The organism is Nonomuraea sp. NPDC050536 (genome assembly GCF_044457685.1).
In the GTDB taxonomy this organism is placed as follows: Bacteria; Actinomycetota; Actinomycetes; order Streptosporangiales; family Streptosporangiaceae; genus Nonomuraea.
Genome location: NZ_JBITHD010000020.1, coordinates 136491 through 157950, shown reverse-complemented (window position 1 = coordinate 157950; position 21460 = coordinate 136491). Strand labels below are relative to the sequence as shown.

Below are 21460 nucleotides of genomic sequence, written 5' to 3'. Positions count from 1 at the left end.
TACCGGAAATGTGCGTGGAACAATCCCGAAACGTTGCCGGGGCACTGTGGACCACCTGGAAGGAGGCACGCATGCTGCTACGACTGAGGGTATCGCTGCCGGACCGGCCGGGTGGGCTGGGCCAGGTGGCGCGGGCGCTGGGCGCGCTGGGCGCGGACATCCTGCAGGTGACCGTGCTCGAACGCGAGGCGGGCCGGGCCGTCGACGACTTCACCGTGTCCTGGCCGGGCAACACCACGTCCGCCGAGGTGCGCGACCGCTTGTCGGCCGTGCCCGGCGTGCGCGTGGAGGGGGTCTGGCCGACCAAGGAGGTGCCGGGGTCGGCGCCGGACTACGACCTGCTCATGCACGTCGTGGCCGAGCCGGGCCGCGGGTTCGCCACGCTGGTGGACGCTCTGCCGGGGCTGTGCGGGGCGGAGTGGTCGCTCGCCCTGGCCGGCGACGCGGTGCGCCACGCCAGCCTGTCGGCTCCCGCCGTCTTCGACCTGCCGGACCCGCCGACGCGGCCCACCATCCGCACGTCGGACGACCTGCGCCTGATGCTGCTGCCCGTGGAGCGCGAGGGCCTGCACCTGGTGATCGCCCGCTCGGAGGGGCCGGGCTTCCACCGCGCCGAGCTCGACCGCGCCTCGCGCATCGTCGGCATCGTCGCGGCCCTGGCGCCCTCACTCGCCCCGCCGTCCTGACGGCTGGCCCGCCGTAACGGCGTGACGGGCGCGCTTCGTTGCCGCACCGGATCCGGACTGAAACAATATTCTGGAACCTGGAGCGCGAGGAGCCGCCCGTGACGCTGCACGAAGCCCATATCGGCCGCTACTACGAGGACTTCGTGGTCGGCGACGTCTACCAGCACCCGCTCGGCCGCACGATCAGCGAGGCCGACAACACCTGGTTCACGTTGCTGACCATGAACACCAACCAGAACCACTTCAACGCCCACTTCGCCGCCAAAGCCCCGGTCGGGAAGATCATCGTGAACTCCGGCCTGTCGGTGGCGATCGTCCTCGGGCTGTCGGTCATGGACGTGAGCCAGACGGCGATGATGAACCTGGGCTGGGACGAGATCAGGCTCACCCATCCGGTCTTCGTCGGCGACACGCTGTACGCGGAGTCCATCGTGGTGGCCAAGCGGGAGTCGAAGTCGCGGCCGTACGCGGGCATCGTCACCTGCCGCACCCGCGGGCTCAACCAGGAGGGCGACGAGCTCATGTCGTGGACGCGGACCGTCATGGTCTACAAGCGAGACGCGCCGCACGACAAGGGCTACTTCCCGCGCGCCAAGACCGGACCCCTGGAGTAGAGCCATGGATTTCGAGCTGAACGAGGAACAGAAGGCCTTCCGCGAGACGCTGCGCGCCTTCGTCGACAAGGAGATCGTCCCCGTGGCCACCGAGTGGGAGCACTCCGGCCGGTATCCCACGGAGATCGTGGCCAAGATGAAGGAGATGGGCCTGTTCGGGCTCACTGTGCCCGAGGAGTACGGCGGACTGGGCGCGGACATGGTGTCCTTCGCGCTCGTCTTCGAGGAGATCGCCAGGGGCTGGATGGGCGTGGCGGGCACGATCGGCTCGCACTCGCTGTCCACCTGGATGATCGCCCGCCACGGCACCGAGGAGCAGAAGCGGCGCTACCTGCCCGACCTGGCGACCGGCGCCCGCCGTACCGGGCTGGCGTTGACCGAGCCGGGCGCGGGCACGGACCTGCAGGGGATCCAGACGCGCGCCGTACGGGACGGCGATCACTACGTGGTCAACGGCACCAAGACGTGGATCACCAACGCCAGGCACGCTTCGCCGCTGCCGGTGCTGGTCAAGACCTCGATCACCGAGCCCGCGCACAAGGGCATGTCGGTGCTGCTGATCGACGACGGCTTCAGCGTCAGCCGCGACCTGCCCAAGCTCGGCTACAAGGGCACGGAGACGTGCGAGGTCGTGCTGGACGACGTGCGCGTGCCCGCGGCCAACCTGCTCGGCGGCGTCGAGGGGCGCGGCATGCAGCAGGTGCTCGGCGGGCTGGAGATCGGGCGGATCAACATCGCCGCCCGGGCGGTCGGGGTGGCGCAGGCCGCCTACGACGCCGCGCTGTCCTACGCGCGGGAGCGGACGGCCTTCGGGCAGCCGATCGCCGATTTCCAGGCCATCCAGCTCAAGATCGCCGACCTGGCGACCGAGATCCAGGCCGCCAGGCTGCTCACCTACTGGGCGGCGTCGCAGGCCGATGGGGGCAAGCGGGTGGACATGGAGGCGGGTATGGCCAAGTACTTCGCCTCCGAGGTCGCGCTCAAGGCGTCGCTGGAGGCCATGCGCATCCACGGCGGGTACGGGTACTCGCAGGAGTTCGTGGTCGAGCGGCTCTACCGCGACGCGCCGCTGATGGCCATCGGCGAGGGCACCAACGACGTGCAGCGTCTGGTCATCGCCAAGTCCCTGGTGTCGGGCAAGGGGCACATCGGCTGGTGAGCGCGGGCATCCCTGACCGCTGCTTGGTGCCAGATCTTCGCAGCAGCTTTCTGGTCGCATCAAGGCGCGACCTCTTGAAGAGTTCGGCTCGTGTCGCTGTAGTCGAAAGCGTGGCGTCCGTGATGCAGGGGCAACCGGGGCTGTTGGTGCTGATGGGGTCGGGGGAGACCAGCCCGACGATGGTGGAGATCCACCGCCGGGCGGTGCGCTGCCTGCGTCCTGGGCCGCGCGCGGTGCTGCTGGACACGCCGTACGCCTTCCAGGAGAACGCGGCCGACATCTCGGCCAGGGCGCGGGCCTATTTCGCGCGGAGCGTCGGGCTGACGGTGGAGGTCGGGGACGAGGTGGCGGGCGCCGACTGGGTGTTCTCCGGGCCGGGCAGCCCGACCTACGCGCTCGAGCGGTGGCTGGCCACGCCGGTGGCGGGTGATCTGCGGGCCCGCGTGCGGGCCGGGCGCGGGGTGACCGTGCTGGCCTCCGCCGCGGCGTGTACGGCGGGCGCGGCCACGGTGCCCGTGTACGAGATCTACAAGGTGGGCGCCGAGCCGCACTGGCGTCCTGGGCTCGACCTGCTGGCCGAACTGGACCTGCGGGCGGTGCTGATCCCGCACTACGACAACGCCGAGGGCGGCACCCACGACACCCGGTATTGCTACCTGGGGGAGCGCCGGCTGGCCAGGATGGAGCGGGAGCTGCCCGAGGGCACCGCCGTCCTGGGCGTCGACGAGCACACGGCGGTTCTGGTGGACCTGCGGACCGAGCAGGTGGAGGTGGCCGGGCGGGGCGGGCTCACGGTGCGGGTGCGCGGCTCGCAGGTCGTCCTGCCCGCCGGGACGACCACCTCGCTCGACGAGGTCCGCCGCCTGACCCGGGGCTCCGCCACGGCCCGGCCCGCCCCGCCGCGGGGCCAAGCCCCTGCTCCGGCCCCGCAGGAGACGTTGGCGGAGGTGTGCGGCTCGTGCGAGAAGCACTTCCGTCAGGCCGCGGAGGGGGCCGACCCGGTCGCGGCCGCCCGGGCGGTGCTCGACCTGGAGGCGGCGCTCGTCGCCTGGGCCGCCGACACGGAGGAGGACGCCGGCGGCGTGGACGAGGCCCGCGAGCTCCTGCGCCTGCTCATCGGCGAGCTCGGCGAACTCGCCTCGACCAAACGCGTCCGCGCGCTGGTGGAGCCCCTCCTCGCGCTGCGCGACCGGCTGCGCCGCGACGGCGCCTACGACCTCGCCGACACCCTCCGCACCGCCATGCTCGCGGGTGGCATCACCGTCGAGGACACCCCCGACGGCCCCCGCTGGTCGCCCTAGAAAGTGCGGGCGATGTGGCGGGCGGAGGCGTCGGCCTGCTTGCGGGCCTCGTCGTAGTCGCCGGTGAGGGTGGGGTGGTGGCGGATCTCCTGGACGTCCGCGATGCCGGCCCAGCGGAGCCAGTCGCCGAAGAACGTCGACTGGAAGTCGGTGCCGAACTCCGGGCCGAGGCCGGGACCCCACACCGCGCTGGTGTAGACGACGGCCGCGCGCTTGCCCGTCAGCAGGGCGCGGTAGCCCGTCTCCGGGTGCACGTCGAAGATCCTGGCCGGCTGGCTGATCACGTCGATGAGCTGCTTGAGCTTGTACGGCACGCCGGCGTTCCACATCGGCACGCTGAACATGTACCGGTCGTAGGCGTCGAAGCGCTCGAACGTGGCGATGGCCGCGTCCCAGGCCGTCTTCTGCGCACCCTCGGGCGTGCCGCCGCCGAAGACCGTCATCTTCGCCCGCGCCGCGTCGGGCCCGAACTCAGGCAGCGACCCGTCCCACAGGTCGAAGCGGTCCACCACGTCATCCGGGTGCGTGAGGCGGTACTCCTCGACGAAGACCTCGGCGATGGCGCTCGAGATCGACTCCTCACCCCGCGGCGACGCTGAAACATGCAGCAACTTACTCATAGCCTTTTCCTTCCGGACTGTGGTCCGTTTATCGATGCGCATGCAACGATACGGACCACGGTCCGGTTGGTCAAGAGCGGATACGCAAGGGAGGGCGGAGTTGTGACGGCGGCCTGCTGTCACCCGGTCAGCGGGCGTATCCCTGGAGGTCCTCAGTCGAAGTGCGGCGACTGGCGGTGGGGCGGCTCGCCGTACAGAAACAGAGAAGGGAACTACCGGCGCGGGGGGTCGATGCGGGCGCCCGACTCGGTGAAGATCATGATGCGGGAGATGTCCACCCCGACGCGGGCCGCGTCGTTGGGGCGCCAGGCCGGGCGGCCACCGAGGCGGACGATGATGTCCGAGCGGCGGTGGATGCCGCTGCCCGCGTGCGGCCCGACGTGCTCCTGGTCCTGGTGCTGCTGCTCCTCGCGGCCGGGGAACAGCCGGCGCACCAGGCCGCCCAGTCCGCCGGAGCCGTTGCTGTGCCCGTTGGCCGGGGCGCGCCGGTCCGGTGGCTCGGGCACCGGCGCCGAGGGCACGCCGCACTCGACGTAGGCGAGCCACTCGTGCCCGTGGTACTCCAGCGTGCGCACCCGCCCGAAGAAGGAGGGCCCCTCGAAGTTCTCCGGCACCGGGACCAGGCCGTCGGGCCTGATCCCGACCAGCACCTGCCCGCCCGTGTGCTGCGAGATGGCGTAGGCGCGCGGATCGCTCCACGGGATCGTCAGCCGGTGCGGCCCGAAGTCGAGCAGCACGTACTGGTTCTGCGGCGTGCGAACCGTGGCCGCCAGCAGGTTCAGCTGCTGCGAGTTGAGGAAGGCGGCGACGAAGGCCGTGGCGGGGTCGTTGTAGATCTGCGCAGGCGTGCCGACGTCCTGCAGCACGCCGCGGTTGAGGATGGCGATGCGGTCCGCCAGGGTCAGCGCCTCGACCTGGTCGTGAGTGACGTAGATCGTGGTGACGCCGAGCGACCTGACCAGGGCGGAGATCTCCATCCGTAACTCGGTCCGCATGCCGGCGTCCAGGTTCGACAGCGGCTCGTCCATCAGGAACAGCTTGGGCTGCCGGACGATCGCCCGGCCCATCGCCACCCGCTGCCGCTGCCCGCCGGACAGCGTTCCCGGCCGGCGCTCGAGCGTCTCGTCGATGTGTAGCGCCTTGGACAGCTCGGTCACCCGCTCGCGCACCATCGCCGGGTCCGACTTGGCGATCTCCAGGGGAAAGGCGATGTTCCCTCGGACCGTCCTGTGCGGGTAGAGGGCGCCGTTCTGGAACACCATGGCCACGTCGCGGTCGCGGGGAGCCAGGTGGTTGGCGAGCTGGCCGTCCAGCCACAGGTCGCCTTCGGTGATCTCCTCCAGTCCGGCGATCATCCGCAGCAGCGTGGACTTGCCGCAACCGGAGGGCCCGAGCAGTACCAGGAACTCGCCGTCCCCCGCCTTGAGGCTCAGCTGGTCGACCGCGAGGTAGTCGCCCGGGTACACCTTGGTCACTTTGTCCAGAACGACCGAGCTCATGGGCCCACACCTTGCACGCGTGTCACCAGTGACGGGGGCTGATTGAAGGGGTAGTACATCGCGCCTTAACGCCGCATGTCCACCCTTGACATAAAGAATCTGCTTCGGGCCGTTTTCGGACTGAGTTTCGGACAGGCCGTACGGAGGCGCACCGTCCGCTCACCAGCGGTTACATCCGATTGGCCGGAGATATGGCGATGCTGTAATCTCTTGCAGAAATTTGCGGAAAGAGTTGACCTCATGGGGGTAATGTGACCGCCTGGTGGCGTGACGCCGTGATCTACGAGGTGTACGTCCGGAGCTTCGCGGACGGGAACGGCGACGGCGTCGGCGACCTGCTCGGGGTCCGTGACCGCTTGCCGTACCTGAAGAGCCTGGGCGTGGACGCGATCTGGCTGACACCCTTCTACACCTCGCCGATGGCCGACTTCGGCTACGACGTGGCCGACTACCGCGACGTCGATCCGCTGTTCGGGACGCTGGGCGACTTCAAGGCGCTGGTCGACGACGCGCACGGGCTCGGCATCCGGGTGATCGTGGACATCGTGCCGAACCACACCTCCGACCGGCACGCGTGGTTCCAGCAGGGCCTGCGCGACCGCTACATCTTCCGTGACAAGCCGAACGACTGGGAGTCGATCTTCGGCGGGTCCGCCTGGACGCAGACCGAGGACGGGCAGTGGTACCTGCACCTGTTCGCGCCTGAGCAGCCCGATCTGAACTGGGACAACCCGGTGGTCCGCGAGGAGTTCGAGCAGATCCTGCGCTTCTGGCTGGACCTGGGCGTCGACGGTTTCCGCGTCGACGTGGCGCACGGCATGGTCAAGCCCGCGGACCTGCCCGACATCGGCCACCCCGACCAGGTGCGGATGGTCGGCAGCCAGAAGGTCCCGTACTTCGACAACGACGCCGTGCACGACATCCACCGCTCGTTTCGGCGCATCCTCGACTCCTACCCCGGCGAGCGGATCGGTGTGGCCGAGGCGTGGGCGCCCAGCCCGGAGCGGCTGGCCCTCTACATCCGGCCGGACGAGCTGCATCAGGCCTTCAACTTCCACTACCTGTTCGCCCCGTGGGAGGCCGGCGAACTGCGCAGGGCGATCGACGAGTCCCTGGCCACCTCCGGCTCCGTCGGCGCGCCCACCACGTGGGTGCTGTCGAACCACGACGTCAAGCGGCACGTCACCCGCTACGGCAGCCTGGCCAGGGCGCGGGCCGCCGCGCTGCTGACGCTGGCGCTGCCCGGCTCGGCCTACCTCTACCAGGGTGAGGAACTGGGTCTGCCCGAGGTGCTCGACCTGCCCGCCGAGGTGTGCCAGGACCCGCAGCGGCTGCGCGACCCGGACAGCGGCCGCGACGGCTGCCGCGTGCCGCTGCCGTGGACGCGCGACCTCGGCTGGACCGATCCCTGGCTCCCGATCCCCGCGGACTGGTCGGACAAGAGTGTCGAGGCCGAGACCGGCGACCCCGGCTCCACCCTGGAGCTCTACAGGAAGGCGCTGGAGCTCAGGCGTGGCATCGCGGGGGACCTGGAGTGGCTCGGCTCGCCCGGTGGCACGCTGCTGTTCCGCAGGGGCGATCTGGTCTGCGCCGTCAACCTGACCGGCGAGCACGTGGACTTCGCGATCGAAGGGGAGCTGATGGTCGCATCGGACACGCCAGGCGCGCCCGATTCAGCGGCCTGGTGGAAAGTAAAGTAATCGCCATGAACGGTCACGCTCGCCTCGCCGACATCGCCGCCCAGGCCGGAGTGAGCGAGGCCACCGTCAGCCGGGTACTCAACGGCAAGCCGGGGGTCTCCTCGGGCACCCGGCAGGCGGTGATGACCGCCCTGGATCTGATGGGGTACGAGCGCCCGCCGCGCCTGCGCCAGCGCAGCAACGGCCTGGTGGGCCTGGTCACCCCCGAGCTGGACAATCCCATCTTCCCCGCCTTCGCGCAGGCCATCGAGAAGGCGCTGACCCAGCACGGCTACACGCCGGTGCTGTGCACCCAGCTGCCGGGCGGCGCGCCGGAGGACGAGTTCACCGAGTTACTGGTCGACAGGGGCGTCTGCGGGATCGTGTTCGTCTCGGGCCTGCACGCCGACACCACCGCGCGGATGGACCGCTACACCCGCCTCACCGACCGCGGCCTGCCGATCGTGCTGGTCGACGGCTACAGCGAGCACATCGACGCGCCGTTCATCTCGCCCGACGACCGGCTGTCGGCCCGGCTGGCCGTGCAGCACCTGGTCGACCTCGGCCACGAGCGGATCGGGCTGGCGCTCGGCCCACGCAGGTTCGTCCCGGTGATCAGGAAGATCGAGGGCTACCGGCAGGCCATGGCGCAGCTGCTCGGCGCGGCCGACGTGGACGACCTGATCGCGCACTCGCTGTTCTCCGTCGAGGGCGGCCAGGCCGCCGCGGCGCAGCTGCTGTCGCGCGGCTGCACCGGCATCGTGTGCGCCAGCGACCTGATGGCGCTCGGCGCGATCAGGGCCTGCCGCGAGAAGGGGCTGGCCGTGCCGGGCGAGGTGTCGGTGGTCGGGTTCGACGACTCGCCGCTGATCGCCTTCACCGATCCGCCGCTGACGACCGTGCGCAAGCCGATCGGCGCGATGGCCTCGGCCGCGGTGCAGACGCTGCTCGAGGAGGTCAACGGCACCCAGGCCAGGCACGTCGAGCTGATCTTCCAGCCGGAGCTCGTGGTACGCGGCTCCACCGGGTCGGGGCCGCTGGTCAACCGGTGACCCTGTACGGCATGCTGCGCGGAGAGCCGCTGGCGTCGTGCGTCAGGAAGGGCGCCGTCGCCGGGGCGCACGCGTGCACCGTTCCAGGCACCCACGAGGCGCCCATCACCGAGGAACCCCTGCTCGAGCGGGCCTTCTAACGATCTGACAACGCTCTTGTGTGCACCCCGCAACTGGGGGTAATCCTGGCTGAAAGCGGGAGGCGCAACATGAGCGACACCAGCGGACTCACAGCCGAAGAACACCGCTCCCAGGTCCGGAAGGCGGCCACGGCCAGCGTCGTCGGAACCGCCATCGAATGGTATGACTTCTTCCTCTACGGCACGGCCGCGGCGACCGTCTTCGCCCAGGTCTTCTTCCCGAAGTCCTCGCCCTACGCGGGAACACTGTCGGCGTTCGCGACCTACGCCGTCGGCTTCGCGGCCAGGCCCGTCGGTGCGGCGATCTTCGGCCACTGGGGCGACCGCATCGGGCGCAAGGCCACGCTCATCGTCACGCTGGTCATGATGGGTGTCTCCAGCGCGCTGATCGGCCTGCTGCCCGGCACCGCCACGATCGGCGTCTGGGCGCCCATCCTGCTCGTCGTCCTGCGCATCCTGCAGGGCATCGCGGTCGGCGGCGAGTGGAGCGGCTCGGTGCTGCTGTCGATGGAGTGGGGCGACCAGCGCAGGCGTGGCCTGATGGCCAGCTGGGCGCAGGTCGGCGTCCCCATCGGGCTGATACTCGGCACCGGCATGATGTCGCTGCTGGCCTTCTCGGCGGGCGACGCGTTCAAGGTCTGGGGCTGGCGCATCCCGTTCCTGGCCAGCCTCGTGCTGGTCGGCGTGGGATTGTGGGTCCGGCTGCGGGTGATGGAGACCCCGCTGTTCGCCAAGGTGCTGGAGACCCGGCAGGTCGCGAAGCTGCCGGTGGTCGAAGTGCTCAAGAAGCACCCGAAGGAGGTCGTCCTCAGCGCGCTGCTGCGAGTCTCGGAGCAGATGCCGTTCTACCTGTACACCACGTTCGTCATCACCTACATCACCGCCCCTGACATCGGGATGTCCAAGACGTTCGCGTTCCTGGCGGTGTCCTGCGCGGCCGCGGTGGAGCTGTTCGCGATCCCTTACTTCGGCCATCTCAGTGACCGGGTCGGCCGCCGGCGGCTCTACCTGATCGGAGCCGCGCTGCTGGCGGTGATCGCGTTCCCGTACTACATGCTGCTCAACACCGGAGTCGCCATCATCATCCTGCTGACGATCATGGTGACGCAGGTGCAGCACTCGATGGAATACGGTCCGCAGGCCTCGTTCATCGCCGAGAGCTTCCCCACGGGGTTGCGTTACGGCGGGGCCGGGCTCGGCTACCAGCTGGCCTCGGTCATCGCCGGCGGGCCCGCGCCGTTGATCGCGGTATGGCTGCTGCACAGCTTCGGGTGGCAGGCCATCTCCATCTTCATGATCATCGGTGCGGCCATCGGCTTCCTCGCCGCGCTCGCGCTGCCCGACCGCTCCAAGATCGACATCGGCGACCACGCCGCCTACGTCTGACCTTCTCCTACGGCACCGCGGCGCGGAACCCCGGTTCCGCGCCGCGGTCTCGTCACGTCACGGGCATCTATCATCATTTGATAGCATCATTAAGGAGTATGCCTGTGACACCCGAAGTTGTCGTCTGCGGCGAGGCCATGCTGCTCATGGTGGCCGAGCCGGGGATCCCGCTGGAGCGCGCCCGCGCGTTCCGGGCGTCCGTCGCGGGCGCCGAGACCAACGTGGCCGCCGGGCTGTCCAGGCTCGGCCACCGGGTGCGCTGGCTGGGCCGCGTCGGCGCGGACCCGGCGGGCCGTTCCGTTCTGGCTCAGCTGCGGGCCGACGGCATCGACACCGACCACGCGGTGGTCGACCCGGACGCGCCGACGGGGCTGCTGCTGCGCGACAGCCACCCGGCGCGCGGCATCGACGTGCAGTACTACCGGGCCGCGTCGGCCGCGTCCCGGCTGGGTCCCGGCGAGCTCACAGGCGAGTCGGTGGCCGGAGCCCGGCTGGTGCACCTCACCGGCATCACCGCGATGCTCTCGGAGTCCGCGCACCGGGCCGTGCTGCGCCTGGCCGAGCTGGCCCGCGACGCAGGAGCCACGGTGAGCTTCGACCCGAACGTCCGGCTCAAGCTCGGCACGCCCGGCCGGTGGCGCGAGCGCGTCGCCCCGCTGATGGACCTGGCCGACGTGGTGCTGGCCGGCGAGGACGAGCTGGAGCTGCTCGGCGAACCCGGCCCCGGGCCGCTGCTCGTGGTCAAGCACCGCGACAAGTCCGCCAGCTGCCAGGGGATCAGGCAGGAGCCGTTCCCGGTGACCGCGGTCGACCCCGTGGGGGCGGGCGACGGGTTCGCCGTGGGGTTCCTGTCGGGAATGCTGCGCGGCCTGCCGTACGAGAGCTGCATGAGAGAGGCGGCGGCGGTGGCGGCGCTGGTCGTGCAGTGCGCCAACGACACCGACGGACTGCCGCACCGGGAGGGGCTGGAGCGGGCGCTGGCCGCGTTCGCCGGCGCCGAGACCGTCCACCGATAGGAGAGGGATGTACCGCTGGGAAACCGTGGCGGCCGTTACCGGCCAGCGCGTGTTCGGCATCGTGCGCGCCGCGCGGCCCGAGGAGGCGGTGGCCGCCGCCGAGGCCGTGCTCGACGCCGGGCTGCGCGCCGTCGAGGTCGCGCTGACCACGCCCAGGGCCGTGAGCGCGCTGGCCAGGCTCGCCGAGTCCCGTCCTGAGGCGCTGATCGGGGCGGGCACCGTGCTCGACGAGGCCGCGGCGCGCGCCGCGATCGAGGCGGGCGCCCGCTTCCTGGTCTCGCCCAGCCTGCACCCCGCCGTGATCCGCACCGGCCACAGATACGGCGTGCCGGTCTTCCCCGGCATCGCCACGCCGACCGAGATGGTGCGCGCTCTGGAGGAGGGCGCCGACGGGCTCAAGCTGTTCCCCGCCTCCGGGGTGGACCCGGCCTGGCTGCGGGACGTGCGCGCCGCGCTGCCGCAGGCTCCCGTGATCCCCACCGGCGGCGTGACGATCGACAACGCGCCGGACTGGATCGCGGCCGGCGCCGTGGCCTGCGGCATGGGCTCGGCACTGACGTCAGGCGGCGCCGCCGCGGCAGGCGAGCGGGTGGCCGCGCTGCTCGACAGGCTCGCCGCGGCGCGCTGATGGAGAGGTGGAACATGAGACTGCAGGGTTTGCACGGACAGGTGGTCGACGGCATCGGCCGCGCCCTGGCCGCCAGACAGATCCCGGAGGGCGGCATCCTCCGGCTGGAGGACCTCCAGGAGCGCTACGGCGTCTCGCGCACCGTGGCCCGCGAGGCGGTGCGCGTGCTGGAATCCATGCGGGTGGTCACCAGCAGGCCCCGCGTCGGCGTCACCGTGCTGCCGCTGAGCGCGTGGAACCTGTACGACCCGCAGGTCATCCGGTGGCGGCTGGCCTCGCCGTACCGGGCCGAACAGCTGCGCGAGCTGTCGGAGCTGCGCACGGCCGTGGAGGTGTCGGCCGCCGCGCTCGCCGCGGCCAACGCGGATGAGCAGGCCAAACAGGCCCTCCGCCGGCACGCCGCGGACATGGGGGCCGCGGCGACGGCTGGAGACCGCAAGGGGTACGTGGCCGCCGACGCGGCCTTCCACCGGGTGCTGCTGTCCGCTTCGGGCAACGGCATGTTCGCCCAGTTCTCCGAGGTCACCCAGGAACTGCTCGAATCCAGGGAGGAGCTCGCCCTGCTGCCGCAACGTCTGTCCCACGCGGCCGCCGACCAGCACCGGTTCGTGGCCGACGCCATCGACGCCGCGGACGCCGCAGGGGCGTCCGCGGGCGTCCGCGCCCTGCTGGCAATCGCCGACCACGAGGTGGAGTCCCTGCTGTGAATATCGCTGTACACGTCGGACCCGAACCTGTGCCCGTACTGATGGACGCCGTACGGCGGGCCGGCGGTGAGCTGGTCCCGCTGGAGGAGGCGGAGGCCATCGTCTACTACGGCAGCGACGACCCCGAGGAGATCCGCTCGATGCTGCACAAGCGGATCCGCTGGGTGCAACTGCCGCACGCCGGCGTGGAGCGCTGGGCGGACGCCGGGGTGATCGCCGACCACCCGGTCTTCACCGCCGCCACCGGCTCGTACGGCATGGCCGTCGCGGAACACGCGCTGGCCGTGATGCTCGCCTCCGCCCGCGGCCTGCACCGGCTCGCGGGAGCCAAGCAGTGGGGGCCGAACCGCTCGAGGGAGTTCGCCGGGTCCACGGTGGCGATCGTCGGCTGCGGCGGCATCGGACGGGCGCTGATCCGGCTGCTGCAGCCGTTCGGCTGCCGGATCATGGCGGTCACCGACAGCGACCACGTCGACGGCGCCGACCGGGTCGTGCCCAGGGCCGACTACCACAAGGTGCTGCCGTGGGCCGACTATGTGGTCGTGTCCGCCGCCGCCACGCCGGGCACGCGCGGCATGATGGGCGCGGCCGAGTTCGCGCTGATGCGGCCGGAGGCCTGGCTGGTCAACGTGGCCCGCGGAGGTCTGGTCGTGACCGAGGACCTGGTCGAGGCGGTGCGCGACGGCATCATCGGCGGGGCCGCGCTGGACGTCACCGATCCCGAGCCGCTGCCCGCGGGGCACCCGCTGTGGGATCTCGACAACGTGCTGATCACGCCGCACTCCGCGAACCCGCGCGCTTGCTACTGGCGGGGGCTGGCCAACCGTGTCACGGCCAACGTCAGGAACCTGAGCGCAGGCTCGCCGCTGGAGGGCAGGGTCTGTCCGGATGAGGGCTTCTAGCCCAGCTTGACCCGGGCTCCGGCGCTCAGCGCCGAGTCGTGCAGCTCCACCGAGTCGGCCTTGGCGGTCTTGGGCAGGTCGAACTGGAGCGCCCCGACGAACGACTCGCCAGGACCGATCCTGATCGGCGTGATCTCGGCGCCGTTCCTGTCGAGCAGCTTGGAGGCCGCGTACTGGCCGTCGTCCTCGTCGCGGAGCTTCTGCTGGCCCGGGTAGAGCACGCGGCCCTCGATGTCGTCGTTGCTCACCTTCAGCGCGATCTGGCAGGAGCGCTGGGTGGCCTGCTTGGCGGGTTTGGGGCACTTCGTGCTCGTCACCGTGAACGTCAGCTTGCCGTCCTTCACCGGGCCCGTCGCGCTGACCGCATCGGGCGAGCGGATGACCCAGATCAGCAGCGCGACCAGTAACAGCATCAGCACCACCGCGATCACCAGCGCCGTCACGCAGCCGCCGAGCACGCTGCGCTTCTGCCTCGGCGGGGTGAAGGGCGGCCGCGGCAGCGGCACCTGGCCCGTGTGACCGCCGGGCGGCGGCAGCGGTCCCTGACCGGTCTGGTTCGGGTGCTGCGGCGGAGTCGGCGCCTGCACGGTCCGGCTCGGCGGCGGAGGAAGCGGTCCCTTACCTGGAAGCGGTCCCTTCCCTGCCTGGCTGGGCGGCGGGGGGAGCGGGCCCTGGCCTGTCTGGTTCGGGCGGGGCGGCGGGGCGGCCGGCCGTACCTGCGTGTTGAGAGGCGGGAACGCGGCCGGGTTCCACGAGTTCGTGAGGTGGCGCGTGGCGGCCAGCTGCGCGGCCGGCTCGTCGGCGGCGCCCACGAGCTCGAGCAGCAGCTGCTTGGCCGGCGGCCGGCGCGCGGGGTCCGGGTGGATGGCCGCGGCGACCAGGCGGTCGAGCGGCGCGGGCAGGCCCCGCAGGTCGGGCGGCGCGGTGCGGGCGCGGGCCGCCATCACGTACGCGTCGCCCTCGCCGAACGGATGCCCGCCGAGCCCGGCGTAGGCCACCAGCGAGCCCCAGGCGAACACGTCGCCCGCAGGGCTCGTGCGGCCCTCGAAGACCTGCTCGGGAGCGATCCAGCCGGGCGTGCCCATGACCATCCCGGCGTTCGTGTGGCCGCCGCTGACGTGCGTCGACCTGGCCAGCCCGAAGTCGATCACCCGCGGCCCCGCCAGCGTCAGCATCACGTTGGCCGGCTTGAGATCGCGGTGGACCAGGCCCGCGGCGTGGATCGCGGTCAGCGCCGCCGCCACGCCCACGGCCATCGAGTGCAGCACGGACGGCGGCAGCGGGCCGTGCTCGATCAGCTGGTCCTCGAGCGAGATGCCGTCGATGTACTCGGTGACGAGGTACAGCCTGCCCTGGTCCTCGCCGTGGTCCAGGACACGGGCGGTGCAGAACGAGGCGACCTTGCGCGCGTTGGACACCTCTTCCAGGAAGCGCGCCCGGTAGACGGGGTCGGCGGTGTAGTCGCGGCGGATCGCCTTGAGCGCGACCTTCGCGCCGTCGCCGCCGCGCGCCAGGTAGACGGTGCCCATGCCGCCCGAGCCCAGCCGGCTGACCAGCTCGTACGAGCCGATACCCGGCGGGTCGTCCGGCGTCAGCGGCGAACCGGCGGAGCGCCCCTGCTGCCCCAACGTCGTGGTCCTCTCACCGTCGTCATCCCGCCGCCTCAACCGACCGATCCTCCGCGCGGCATGCCCTTTTCCCCCAAGACTCTAACGGAGGAACGCGGCTCGAGGGCCCTGGCGGGAATCGGACCTCGCGCCGCAGCGTCCGATTCCCGCCAGCGTGCCATCCTGGCCTGCGCGGAAACTCGGCCCATGACCACCGTGACCACGCCCCGCGTGCCGACCGCCCGGCGCGACTTCGCCCTGCTGTGGGCCGGGCAGTCCCTTTCGCTGTTCGGCGACCAGTTCATGACGCTCGCGCTGCCGCTGCTGGCCGTGACGCTGCTCGGCGCGTCGGCCGCGCAGGCGGCGCTGCTGCCGTTCGCGTTGTTCCTGCCGTTCCTGCCGCTGGGGCTGCCCGCCGGCGCGATCGTGGACAGGCTGCCACGCAGGACGACGATGCTCGTGTGCGACGGCGTGCAGATCATCGCGTTCGGCTCGATCTTCGTGCTGGCCGCGACCGGCGCGCTGACGTTCCCGCTGCTGTTCTGCCTGGTGCTGCTGAGCGGATCGGCGGTGGTGTTCTTCCAGGTGGCCTACACCTCCTACCTGCCGTCGCTGTTCCACGACGAGCGCGAGCTGCACCGCGGCAACACGCGGCTGGCGCTGTCGGAGTCGACCGCGAAGGCCGTCGGGCCGATCGTGGCGGGCCCCGTCATCGCGATGATCGGGCTGGCCGGGGCGGTCGCCGCGAACACGGTCAGCTTCCTGGTCTCGGTGCTGTCGCTGACGTCGATCAGGCACAAGGAGGAGCGGACCGCCGCGGTCGAGCGCGAGCGCGGCTGGCTGCGCAGGGACATCGCCGCCGGGCTGCGCTTCGCGATCGGCCACCCGCTGCTGGAGCCGGTGCTGACCTGCGGCACCGTGTACGTGCTGTTCCTCAGCATGATCGAGACGAGCCTGGTCCTCTACGGCCGCGACGTGCTCGGCCTGTCGACGCTGGGCATCGGTGTCGTGGTGGGCGCCGCCGCGGCCGGCTTCCCGATCGGGAACATCCTGTCGGCCCGCCTGATCCGCCGCTTCGGCACCGCGCGCGGGCTGGTGGTGGCCGCCTCGGTGTCGGTGAGTGGCATCGTGCTCATGCCGCTGTTCGGCTCGTACGGCGGGCTGCTCGGCACCCTGGGCCTGGTGGCGGGCAGCATCCTGCACGGCGTGGGCGACGGGGCGTTCGGGCCGACCTCGGCCACGCAGCGGCACACCGAGACGCCGGCGGAACTGCTCGGCCGGGTCGCCTCGGTGCAGCGCTTCCTCATCTGGGGCGCCATCGCGCTCGGCAGCCTGCTGGCCTCCGCCGCGATCGAGCTGACCGGGCTGCGCGGCGCGGTCTGGATCGGCGGCCTGGGCACGGTGCTGTGCCTGCCGGCCCTGTTCCGCCGCGGCATCCGCGCCGCCACCCTGGGCCGCTAACCCGGGCCGCTAGCGGAGCGCGGCCGCTTCCGCGGCCAGCTTCTCGATGCGCGCCCAGTCGCCGGAGGCCAGCGCGTCGGCGGGGGTGAGCCACGTGCCGCCCACGCAGCCGACGTTCGGCAGCGCCAGGTAGTCGGGTGCGGTCTCGGGCCGCACCCCGCCCGTCGGGCAGAAGCGCACCTCCGGCAGCGGCCCGGCCAGGGACTTCAGATACGGCAGGCCGCCGGCCGCCTCGGCGGGGAAGAACTTCAGCTCCGTGATGCCCCGCTCGGCCAGCGCCATGGCCTCCGAAGCCGTCGCCACGCCCGGCAGGAACGGTGTGCCGCTCGCGGTCATCGCGTCGACCAGCGCCGGGGTCGTGCCGGGGGAGACCAGGAACTTCGCGCCCGCCGCCACCGACGCCCGCACGCCCGCGGGCGTGCGGACCGTCCCCGCGCCGATCACGGCGTCGGGCACCTCGGCGGCGATGCGGGCGATGGCCTCCAGGCCGGCGGCCGTACGGAGCGTGACCTCGATGGCCGGCAGGCCGCCGGCGACGAGCGCCCTGGCCAGCGGCACGGCGGTGGCCGCGTCGTCGATCACCACGACCGGGATCACGGGGGCCAGGTCAAGCAGGCTCATAGGTCTTCCTTGTCTGCTGGGTCAGCACTTGAGTCAGCCAGGCCGCCGCACCGGTGAGCGCGGGCTGCGGCGCCACGATCAGGGACGTGGGGATGGCCGAGAGGTAGTCGGTGAGGTTGGGGGTGGCCTCGAAGCGGGCGCGGAAGTCGCTGGCGCGCACGCGGTCCACGATACGGGGCAGCACGCCGCCGCCGAGATAGACGCCGCCGCGGGCGCCCAGCGTCAGCGCGACGTTCCCGGCGAAGCTCCCCAGGATCGCGCAGAACACCTCGACGGTCTCGGCGCACAGCGAGTCGTCCAGCCGCGAAACGATGTCCGAGGCGGTCACCTCGGGCGCGCCGACCCCGTTGACGGCGGCCAGCGCGCGGTGCAGCCGCACCAGGCCGGGTCCCGACAGCACGTGCTCGGCCTGCACGTGCGTCAGGCCCTGCGCGTGCAGCACACGCACGATCTCCAGCTCGCGGGCCTCAAGCACCGGCACGGTGACGTGGCCGCCCTCACCGGGGATCGGCGTCCAGCCGTGCTCGGCCGGCACCAGCCCGGCCACGCCCAGTCCGGTGCCCGGGCCGAGCACCGCCTTCACGCCGTGCGCGGGCGCGGGGCCGCCGAGCGGGACCAGGTCGTCGCCGGACAGGTGCGGCAGCGACACGGCCAGCGCCTCGAAGTCGTTCAGCAGCACCGCGTACGGGATGCCGAGGTCGCGTACCGAACCCTGCCAGGGCAGGTTCGTCAGCCGGTAGGACTCGCCCTCGATGGGACCCGCCACGGCCACGCAGGCCGCCCCCGGCCGCACTCCGCCCGCGTGATCCACGAGATAGGCGGCTACGGCTTCCGGGAGGGTGGCGTGATCGGCCCCCGCCAGCACGGCGACCCGCTCGGGCGCCGCGCCGGGGGAGGTGACGAGCCCGAAACGGGCGTTGGTGCCGCCGATGTCGGCGACGAGCCAGGGCAGTGCGAACGAGCTCACTTGACCGTCACCACGGGCGTGACCCCGGACTCCAGGTGCGAGGAGCCCGCCTCGGCCACGAAGCCCAGGCCCGGCCCGTGATGCGGCGACTCGGCGCCGCTGACGCCGAAGATGCCCGCGCCCTGCTCGGCGTGCCCGGCCATGCGGCGGAAGGCGGCGAACAGCTCGCGCCCGGTCCCCACCCACTCGGCGTCGCTCAGCGGCCGCCCGCCGGGGGTACGCCGGGCCAGCTCCTCGGCCGGCACCAGCAGCTCCAGCGTCCCCGCGGCCGAGTCGAGCCTGACCACGTCACCGTCGCGCACCAGCGCGATCGGCCCGCCGTCGGCCGCCTCCGGCGACAGGTGGATGGCGGCCGGCACCTTGCCCGACGCACCCGACATCCGGCCGTCCGTGACGATCGCCACCCGCTGCCCCCTGTCCAGCAGGACGGCCAGCGGCGGCGTGAGCTTGTGCAGCTCGGGCATGCCGTTGGCCGACGGCCCCTGGTAGCGGATGACGGCCACGAAGTCCTGGCCGTCCAGCGTCCCCGCCTCGAAGGCGGCAAGCAGCTCCAGCTGGTCGTCGAACACCTTGGCGGGCGCCTCGATGACCAGGTGCTCCGGCTTGACAGCCGACACCTTGGACACCGCGGTGCCGAGGTTGCCGGAGATCATGTGGATGCCTCCGTCGGCCGCGAACGGGTCCGACACCGGCCGCAGGACGTCCGGGTCGGCGCTGCCGCCGTTGACCCGGTGCCAGGCCAGCCGCCCGTCCTCCAGCCAGGGCGCGTCACGGTAGCGGTCCAGGCCGCGCCCGGCCACCGTCAGCACGTCGGCGTGCAGCAGCCCCTCGTCGAGCAGGTCGCCGATGAGCACCTGCATGCCGCCCGCGTCGCGGAAGTGGTTCACGTCGGCCTGGCCGTTGGGGTAGATCCTGGTCAGCGACGGCACCACCTTCGACAGGCAGGCCAGGTCATCCCAGGTCAGCACGATCCCGGCGGCGGCCGCCATGGCGACCAGGTGCATCGTGTGGTTCGTCGACCCGCCGGTGGCCAGCAGCGCGACGCAGGCGTTCACGATGGCCCGCTCGTCGACCAGCTCGCCCACGGGCGTGTACTCGCCGCCGTGCGCGGTGATCTCCACCGCGCGCCGGCCGGCCGCCTCGGTCAGGGCGTGCCGCAGCTCGGTGTGCGGGTTGACGAACGTCGAGCCCGGCAGGTGCAGGCCCATGACCTCCATCAGCACCTGGTTGGAGTTGGCCGTGCCGTAGAACGTGCAGGTGCCGGGGGAGTGGTAGGACTTGGCCTCCGCGTCGAGCAGTTCCTCCCTGCCGACCTTGCCCTCGGCGAAGGACTGGCGGGCCCGCGCCTTGACCTTGTTCGGCAGCCCGGAGGTCATCGGCCCGGCCGGCACGAAGATCGTCGGCAGGTGCCCGAAGTGCAGCGCGCCGATCAGCAGGCCCGGCACGATCTTGTCGCAGACGCCCAGCAGCAGCGTGGCGTCGAACATGTCGTGCGACAGCGCGATCGCCGTGGCCATCGCGATCACGTCCCTGCTGTAGAGCGACAGCTCCATGCCGGGGCGGCCCTGCGTGATGCCGTCGCACATGGCGGGCACGCCGCCCGCGACCTGCGCCACGCCGCCCGCCCTGCGCACGGCCTGCTTCAGCTCGGCCGGGTACGTCTCGTACGGCTGGTGGGCGCTGAGCATGTCGTTGTAGCTGGTCACGATCGCCACGCCGGGCTTGGCGGCGCTGCCGACGACCCTGAGGGCCTGCTTGTCCTCGGCGGGCGCGGCCGCGAAGCCGTGCGCCAGGTTCGCGCAGCCCAGGTGCGTGCGGGCCGGGCCCTTGGCGTGCGCCGCCTCGCCGTCGCGGCGGATCCGCGCGAGGTAGGCGGTACGGCTGGCGCCGCTGCGCTCGGCGATCCGCTCGGTGATCTCCTGGATGACGTTGTTCATCAGGCCTCCTCGTGCCAGACGCGACCGCTGCGGCCGAGCAGTTCGTGGGCGCCGGTGGGACCGGCCGTACCGGGGGCGTAGGGCTCGGGCAGGTCGCCGGACGCCTCCCAGGCGGCCAGGATCGGATCGATCCACCGCCAGGCCGCCTCCACCTCGTCGCGGCGCATGAACAGCGTCGGGTTGCCGGCCAGCACGTCGTTCAGCAGCCGCTCGTAGGCCTCGGGCACCCGCGCGGTGAACGTCTCACCGAAGCTGAGCTTGAGCGGCACCGGCTTCAGCGCCACCTCGCCCGCGCCCGGCTCCTTGGCCATGATGTGCAGCTGGATGCCCTCCTCCGGCTGCAGCCGCAGCACCAGCCGGTTCGGCGACCCGCCGGGGAAGATGGAGTGCGGCACGTCCTTGAACTGCACCACGATCTCGGACGTACGGCGCGGCAGCCGCTTGCCGGTGCGCAGGTAGAACGGCACCCCGGCCCAGCGCCAGTTCTTGACCTCGGCCCTGACCGCGACGAACGTCTCGACCCGCTTGGAGGCGTCGTTCGGCGGCGTGCTGCTCGGCTCGTCGAGGTAGCCGTCGTACTGGCCGCGCACGGTGAACCGGGCGGCCTCGGAGGCCTCGTCAAGCTGCCGCAGCGCCTGCAGCACCTTGACCTTCTCGTCGCGGATGGCCTCTTTGTCGTTGCGCGCGGGCGGCTCCATCGCGGTCAGGCAGAGCAGCTGCAGCAGGTGGTTCTGCACCATGTCGCGCAGCGCGCCCGCCTGGTCGTAGTAGCCGCGCCTGCCCGGCGTGCCCACGGTCTCGGCCACGGTGATCTGCACGTGGTCGATCCACAGCGAGTTCCAGATCGGCTCGAGGAAGGCGTTGGCGAAGCGGAGCACGAGCAGGTTCTGCACGGTCTCCTTGCCCAGGTAGTGGTCGATGCGGAAGATCTGCCGCTCGTCGAAGATGGCGCCCACTTCGTCGTTGATGAGCTGCGCGCTGGTCAGGTCGCGGCCCAGCGGCTTCTCGAGCACCACCCGCGAGAGCGGCGTCACCAGCCCGGCGGCCTCCAGCTCACGGCAGAACGGCCCGAACGTCATCGGCGGGCTCGCCAGATAGAACACCCGGTCACGCTGCTCGAACCCGCCCAGCAGTGCGTTCAACGCGGCCCATCCGGATGTGTCCTCGCCTCCGACGTCCACCGACACGTGGTGCAACCGGCCCAGAAAGCGGCGCCACAGCTCGGGGTCGTCAACGGGCACCTGGTCGCGTACCTCGGCGTCCACCTTGCCGCGGAAGTCGGCGTCGGTCAGGCCGCCGCGGGACATGGCCACGATGCGCGACTCGGGCGCCAGCCGGCCGTCCCTGTCGCAGTGGTACAGGGCGGGGATCAGCTTGCGCATGGACAGGTCGCCTGTGCCGCCGAAGACCACCAAATCGACAGCGTGCGCGGAGGGGGAGGACATGGCAGAGAACTCCGATGATCTACCAAGCAAGGA

At 71.6% G+C, this 21460-nt stretch carries 20 protein-coding genes; 13 read left to right on the top strand and 7 right to left on the bottom strand.

From position 1 onward, the window contains the following. Positions 1-71 precede the first annotated feature (71 nt). From ACIBHX_RS40835 to ACIBHX_RS40820, 4 genes are all read left to right on the top strand, one after another. Positions 72-686: an ACT domain-containing protein gene (locus ACIBHX_RS40835; RefSeq protein ID WP_397072900.1), complete on the top strand. Its 615-nt coding sequence runs from the start codon at positions 72-74 to the stop codon at positions 684-686. 98 nt (positions 687-784) lie between these two features. Next, entirely contained in the window at positions 785-1300 is a 516-nt protein-coding gene (locus ACIBHX_RS40830; protein ID WP_397072898.1) for a MaoC family dehydratase, read from the top strand. 4 nt (positions 1301-1304) lie between these two features. Beyond that, a complete protein-coding gene (locus tag ACIBHX_RS40825) occupies positions 1305-2459 on the top strand; it encodes an acyl-CoA dehydrogenase family protein (protein ID WP_397072896.1) in 1155 nt (384 codons plus the stop codon). A 110-nt stretch (positions 2460-2569) separates the two neighbouring features. Then, positions 2570-3760 (top strand): hypothetical protein, encoded by a 1191-nt coding sequence (locus ACIBHX_RS40820; protein ID WP_397072894.1) that lies wholly within the window; start codon positions 2570-2572, stop codon positions 3758-3760. Here the strand turns inward: ACIBHX_RS40820 and ACIBHX_RS40815 are convergent. Together ACIBHX_RS40815 and ACIBHX_RS40810 are read right to left on the bottom strand one after the other, a co-directional pair. Then, a complete protein-coding gene (locus ACIBHX_RS40815; RefSeq protein ID WP_397072892.1) occupies positions 3757-4380 on the bottom strand; it encodes an FMN-dependent NADH-azoreductase in 624 nt (207 codons plus the stop codon). The two genes, ACIBHX_RS40820 and ACIBHX_RS40815, sit on opposite strands and share 4 nt — an antisense overlap. A gap of 212 nt (positions 4381-4592) precedes the next feature. Beyond that, positions 4593-5879, bottom strand: a complete 1287-nt coding sequence (locus tag ACIBHX_RS40810; RefSeq protein ID WP_397072890.1) for an ABC transporter ATP-binding protein — start codon at positions 5877-5879, stop codon at positions 4593-4595. A gap of 251 nt (positions 5880-6130) precedes the next feature. On the opposite strand from ACIBHX_RS40810, the gene ACIBHX_RS40805 reads away from it, so the two are divergent. The 8 genes from ACIBHX_RS40805 to ACIBHX_RS40770 all read left to right on the top strand — a co-directional run bounded on the left by ACIBHX_RS40805 (position 6131) and on the right by ACIBHX_RS40770 (position 13389). Further along, on the top strand, positions 6131-7579 hold the full coding sequence (locus ACIBHX_RS40805; RefSeq protein WP_397072888.1) for a glycoside hydrolase family 13 protein: 1449 nt from the start codon (positions 6131-6133) through the stop codon (positions 7577-7579). A 5-nt stretch (positions 7580-7584) separates the two neighbouring features. Beyond that, positions 7585-8610 (top strand): LacI family DNA-binding transcriptional regulator, encoded by a 1026-nt coding sequence (locus ACIBHX_RS40800; protein ID WP_397072886.1) that lies wholly within the window; start codon positions 7585-7587, stop codon positions 8608-8610. Between the two features lie 11 nt (positions 8611-8621). Beyond that, positions 8622-8750: a hypothetical protein gene (locus ACIBHX_RS40795; RefSeq protein ID WP_397072884.1), complete on the top strand. Its 129-nt coding sequence runs from the start codon at positions 8622-8624 to the stop codon at positions 8748-8750. Between the two features lie 69 nt (positions 8751-8819). Then, entirely contained in the window at positions 8820-10136 is a 1317-nt protein-coding gene (locus tag ACIBHX_RS40790; protein WP_397072882.1) for an MFS transporter, read from the top strand. A 104-nt stretch (positions 10137-10240) separates the two neighbouring features. Then, a complete protein-coding gene (locus ACIBHX_RS40785) occupies positions 10241-11152 on the top strand; it encodes a sugar kinase (protein ID WP_397072880.1) in 912 nt (303 codons plus the stop codon). Positions 11153-11159: 7 nt separating this feature from the next. Beyond that, positions 11160-11780, top strand: a complete 621-nt coding sequence (locus ACIBHX_RS40780; RefSeq protein WP_397072878.1) for a bifunctional 4-hydroxy-2-oxoglutarate aldolase/2-dehydro-3-deoxy-phosphogluconate aldolase — start codon at positions 11160-11162, stop codon at positions 11778-11780. A 14-nt stretch (positions 11781-11794) separates the two neighbouring features. Further along, positions 11795-12487 (top strand): FadR/GntR family transcriptional regulator, encoded by a 693-nt coding sequence (locus ACIBHX_RS40775; protein ID WP_397072876.1) that lies wholly within the window; start codon positions 11795-11797, stop codon positions 12485-12487. After that, positions 12484-13389 carry a D-isomer specific 2-hydroxyacid dehydrogenase family protein gene (locus ACIBHX_RS40770; RefSeq protein WP_397072874.1) on the top strand — a complete coding sequence of 302 codons (906 nt, stop codon included), beginning with the start codon at positions 12484-12486 and terminating at the stop codon, positions 13387-13389. Before ACIBHX_RS40775 ends, ACIBHX_RS40770 begins: the two co-directional genes overlap by 4 nt. On the opposite strand, the gene ACIBHX_RS40765 is transcribed toward ACIBHX_RS40770, so the two are convergent. Further along, positions 13386-15056 (bottom strand): serine/threonine-protein kinase, encoded by a 1671-nt coding sequence (locus ACIBHX_RS40765; RefSeq protein WP_397072872.1) that lies wholly within the window; start codon positions 15054-15056, stop codon positions 13386-13388. The genes ACIBHX_RS40770 and ACIBHX_RS40765 overlap by 4 nt on opposite strands. Positions 15057-15203: 147 nt before the next feature. Here ACIBHX_RS40765 and ACIBHX_RS40760 point away from each other — a divergent pair, with 147 nt between their 5' ends. After that, complete coding sequence (locus ACIBHX_RS40760) at positions 15204-16457, top strand: MFS transporter (protein WP_397072870.1); 1254 nt, start codon at positions 15204-15206, stop codon at positions 16455-16457. Positions 16458-16466: 9 nt separating this feature from the next. Here ACIBHX_RS40760 and eda read toward each other — a convergent pair whose 3' ends face one another. From eda to zwf, 4 genes are read right to left on the bottom strand one after another with little or no spacing between them, the layout of a single operon-like run. Continuing rightward, on the bottom strand, positions 16467-17078 hold the full coding sequence (eda, locus tag ACIBHX_RS40755; RefSeq protein WP_397072868.1) for a bifunctional 4-hydroxy-2-oxoglutarate aldolase/2-dehydro-3-deoxy-phosphogluconate aldolase: 612 nt from the start codon (positions 17076-17078) through the stop codon (positions 16467-16469). Next, on the bottom strand, positions 17065-18045 hold the full coding sequence (glk, locus tag ACIBHX_RS40750) for a glucokinase (protein ID WP_397072867.1): 981 nt from the start codon (positions 18043-18045) through the stop codon (positions 17065-17067). The genes eda and glk overlap by 14 nt, the downstream gene beginning before the upstream one ends. After that, on the bottom strand, positions 18042-19982 hold the full coding sequence (edd, locus tag ACIBHX_RS40745; protein WP_397072865.1) for a phosphogluconate dehydratase: 1941 nt from the start codon (positions 19980-19982) through the stop codon (positions 18042-18044). The genes glk and edd overlap by 4 nt, the downstream gene beginning before the upstream one ends. Next, positions 19982-21427, bottom strand: a complete 1446-nt coding sequence (gene zwf / locus ACIBHX_RS40740; protein WP_397072864.1) for a glucose-6-phosphate dehydrogenase — start codon at positions 21425-21427, stop codon at positions 19982-19984. Before zwf ends, edd begins: the two co-directional genes overlap by 1 nt. Positions 21428-21460 lie beyond the last annotated feature (33 nt).

Coding starts and splice junctions, on each gene's coding strand:
- ACIBHX_RS40780 (WP_397072878.1), top strand. CDS start 11,160: ATGTACCGCTGGGAAACCGTGGCGGCCGTTACCGGCCAGCGCGTGTTC.
- ACIBHX_RS40810 (WP_397072890.1), bottom strand. CDS start 5,879: ATGAGCTCGGTCGTTCTGGACAAAGTGACCAAGGTGTACCCGGGCGAC.
- ACIBHX_RS40800 (WP_397072886.1), top strand. CDS start 7,585: ATGAACGGTCACGCTCGCCTCGCCGACATCGCCGCCCAGGCCGGAGTG.
- ACIBHX_RS40775 (WP_397072876.1), top strand. CDS start 11,795: ATGAGACTGCAGGGTTTGCACGGACAGGTGGTCGACGGCATCGGCCGC.
- ACIBHX_RS40835 (WP_397072900.1), top strand. CDS start 72: ATGCTGCTACGACTGAGGGTATCGCTGCCGGACCGGCCGGGTGGGCTG.
- zwf (WP_397072864.1), bottom strand. CDS start 21,427: ATGTCCTCCCCCTCCGCGCACGCTGTCGATTTGGTGGTCTTCGGCGGC.
- ACIBHX_RS40815 (WP_397072892.1), bottom strand. CDS start 4,380: ATGAGTAAGTTGCTGCATGTTTCAGCGTCGCCGCGGGGTGAGGAGTCG.
- ACIBHX_RS40795 (WP_397072884.1), top strand. CDS start 8,622: ATGCTGCGCGGAGAGCCGCTGGCGTCGTGCGTCAGGAAGGGCGCCGTC.
- ACIBHX_RS40790 (WP_397072882.1), top strand. CDS start 8,820: ATGAGCGACACCAGCGGACTCACAGCCGAAGAACACCGCTCCCAGGTC.
- eda (WP_397072868.1), bottom strand. CDS start 17,078: ATGAGCCTGCTTGACCTGGCCCCCGTGATCCCGGTCGTGGTGATCGAC.
- ACIBHX_RS40760 (WP_397072870.1), top strand. CDS start 15,204: ATGACCACCGTGACCACGCCCCGCGTGCCGACCGCCCGGCGCGACTTC.
- edd (WP_397072865.1), bottom strand. CDS start 19,982: ATGAACAACGTCATCCAGGAGATCACCGAGCGGATCGCCGAGCGCAGC.
- ACIBHX_RS40825 (WP_397072896.1), top strand. CDS start 1,305: ATGGATTTCGAGCTGAACGAGGAACAGAAGGCCTTCCGCGAGACGCTG.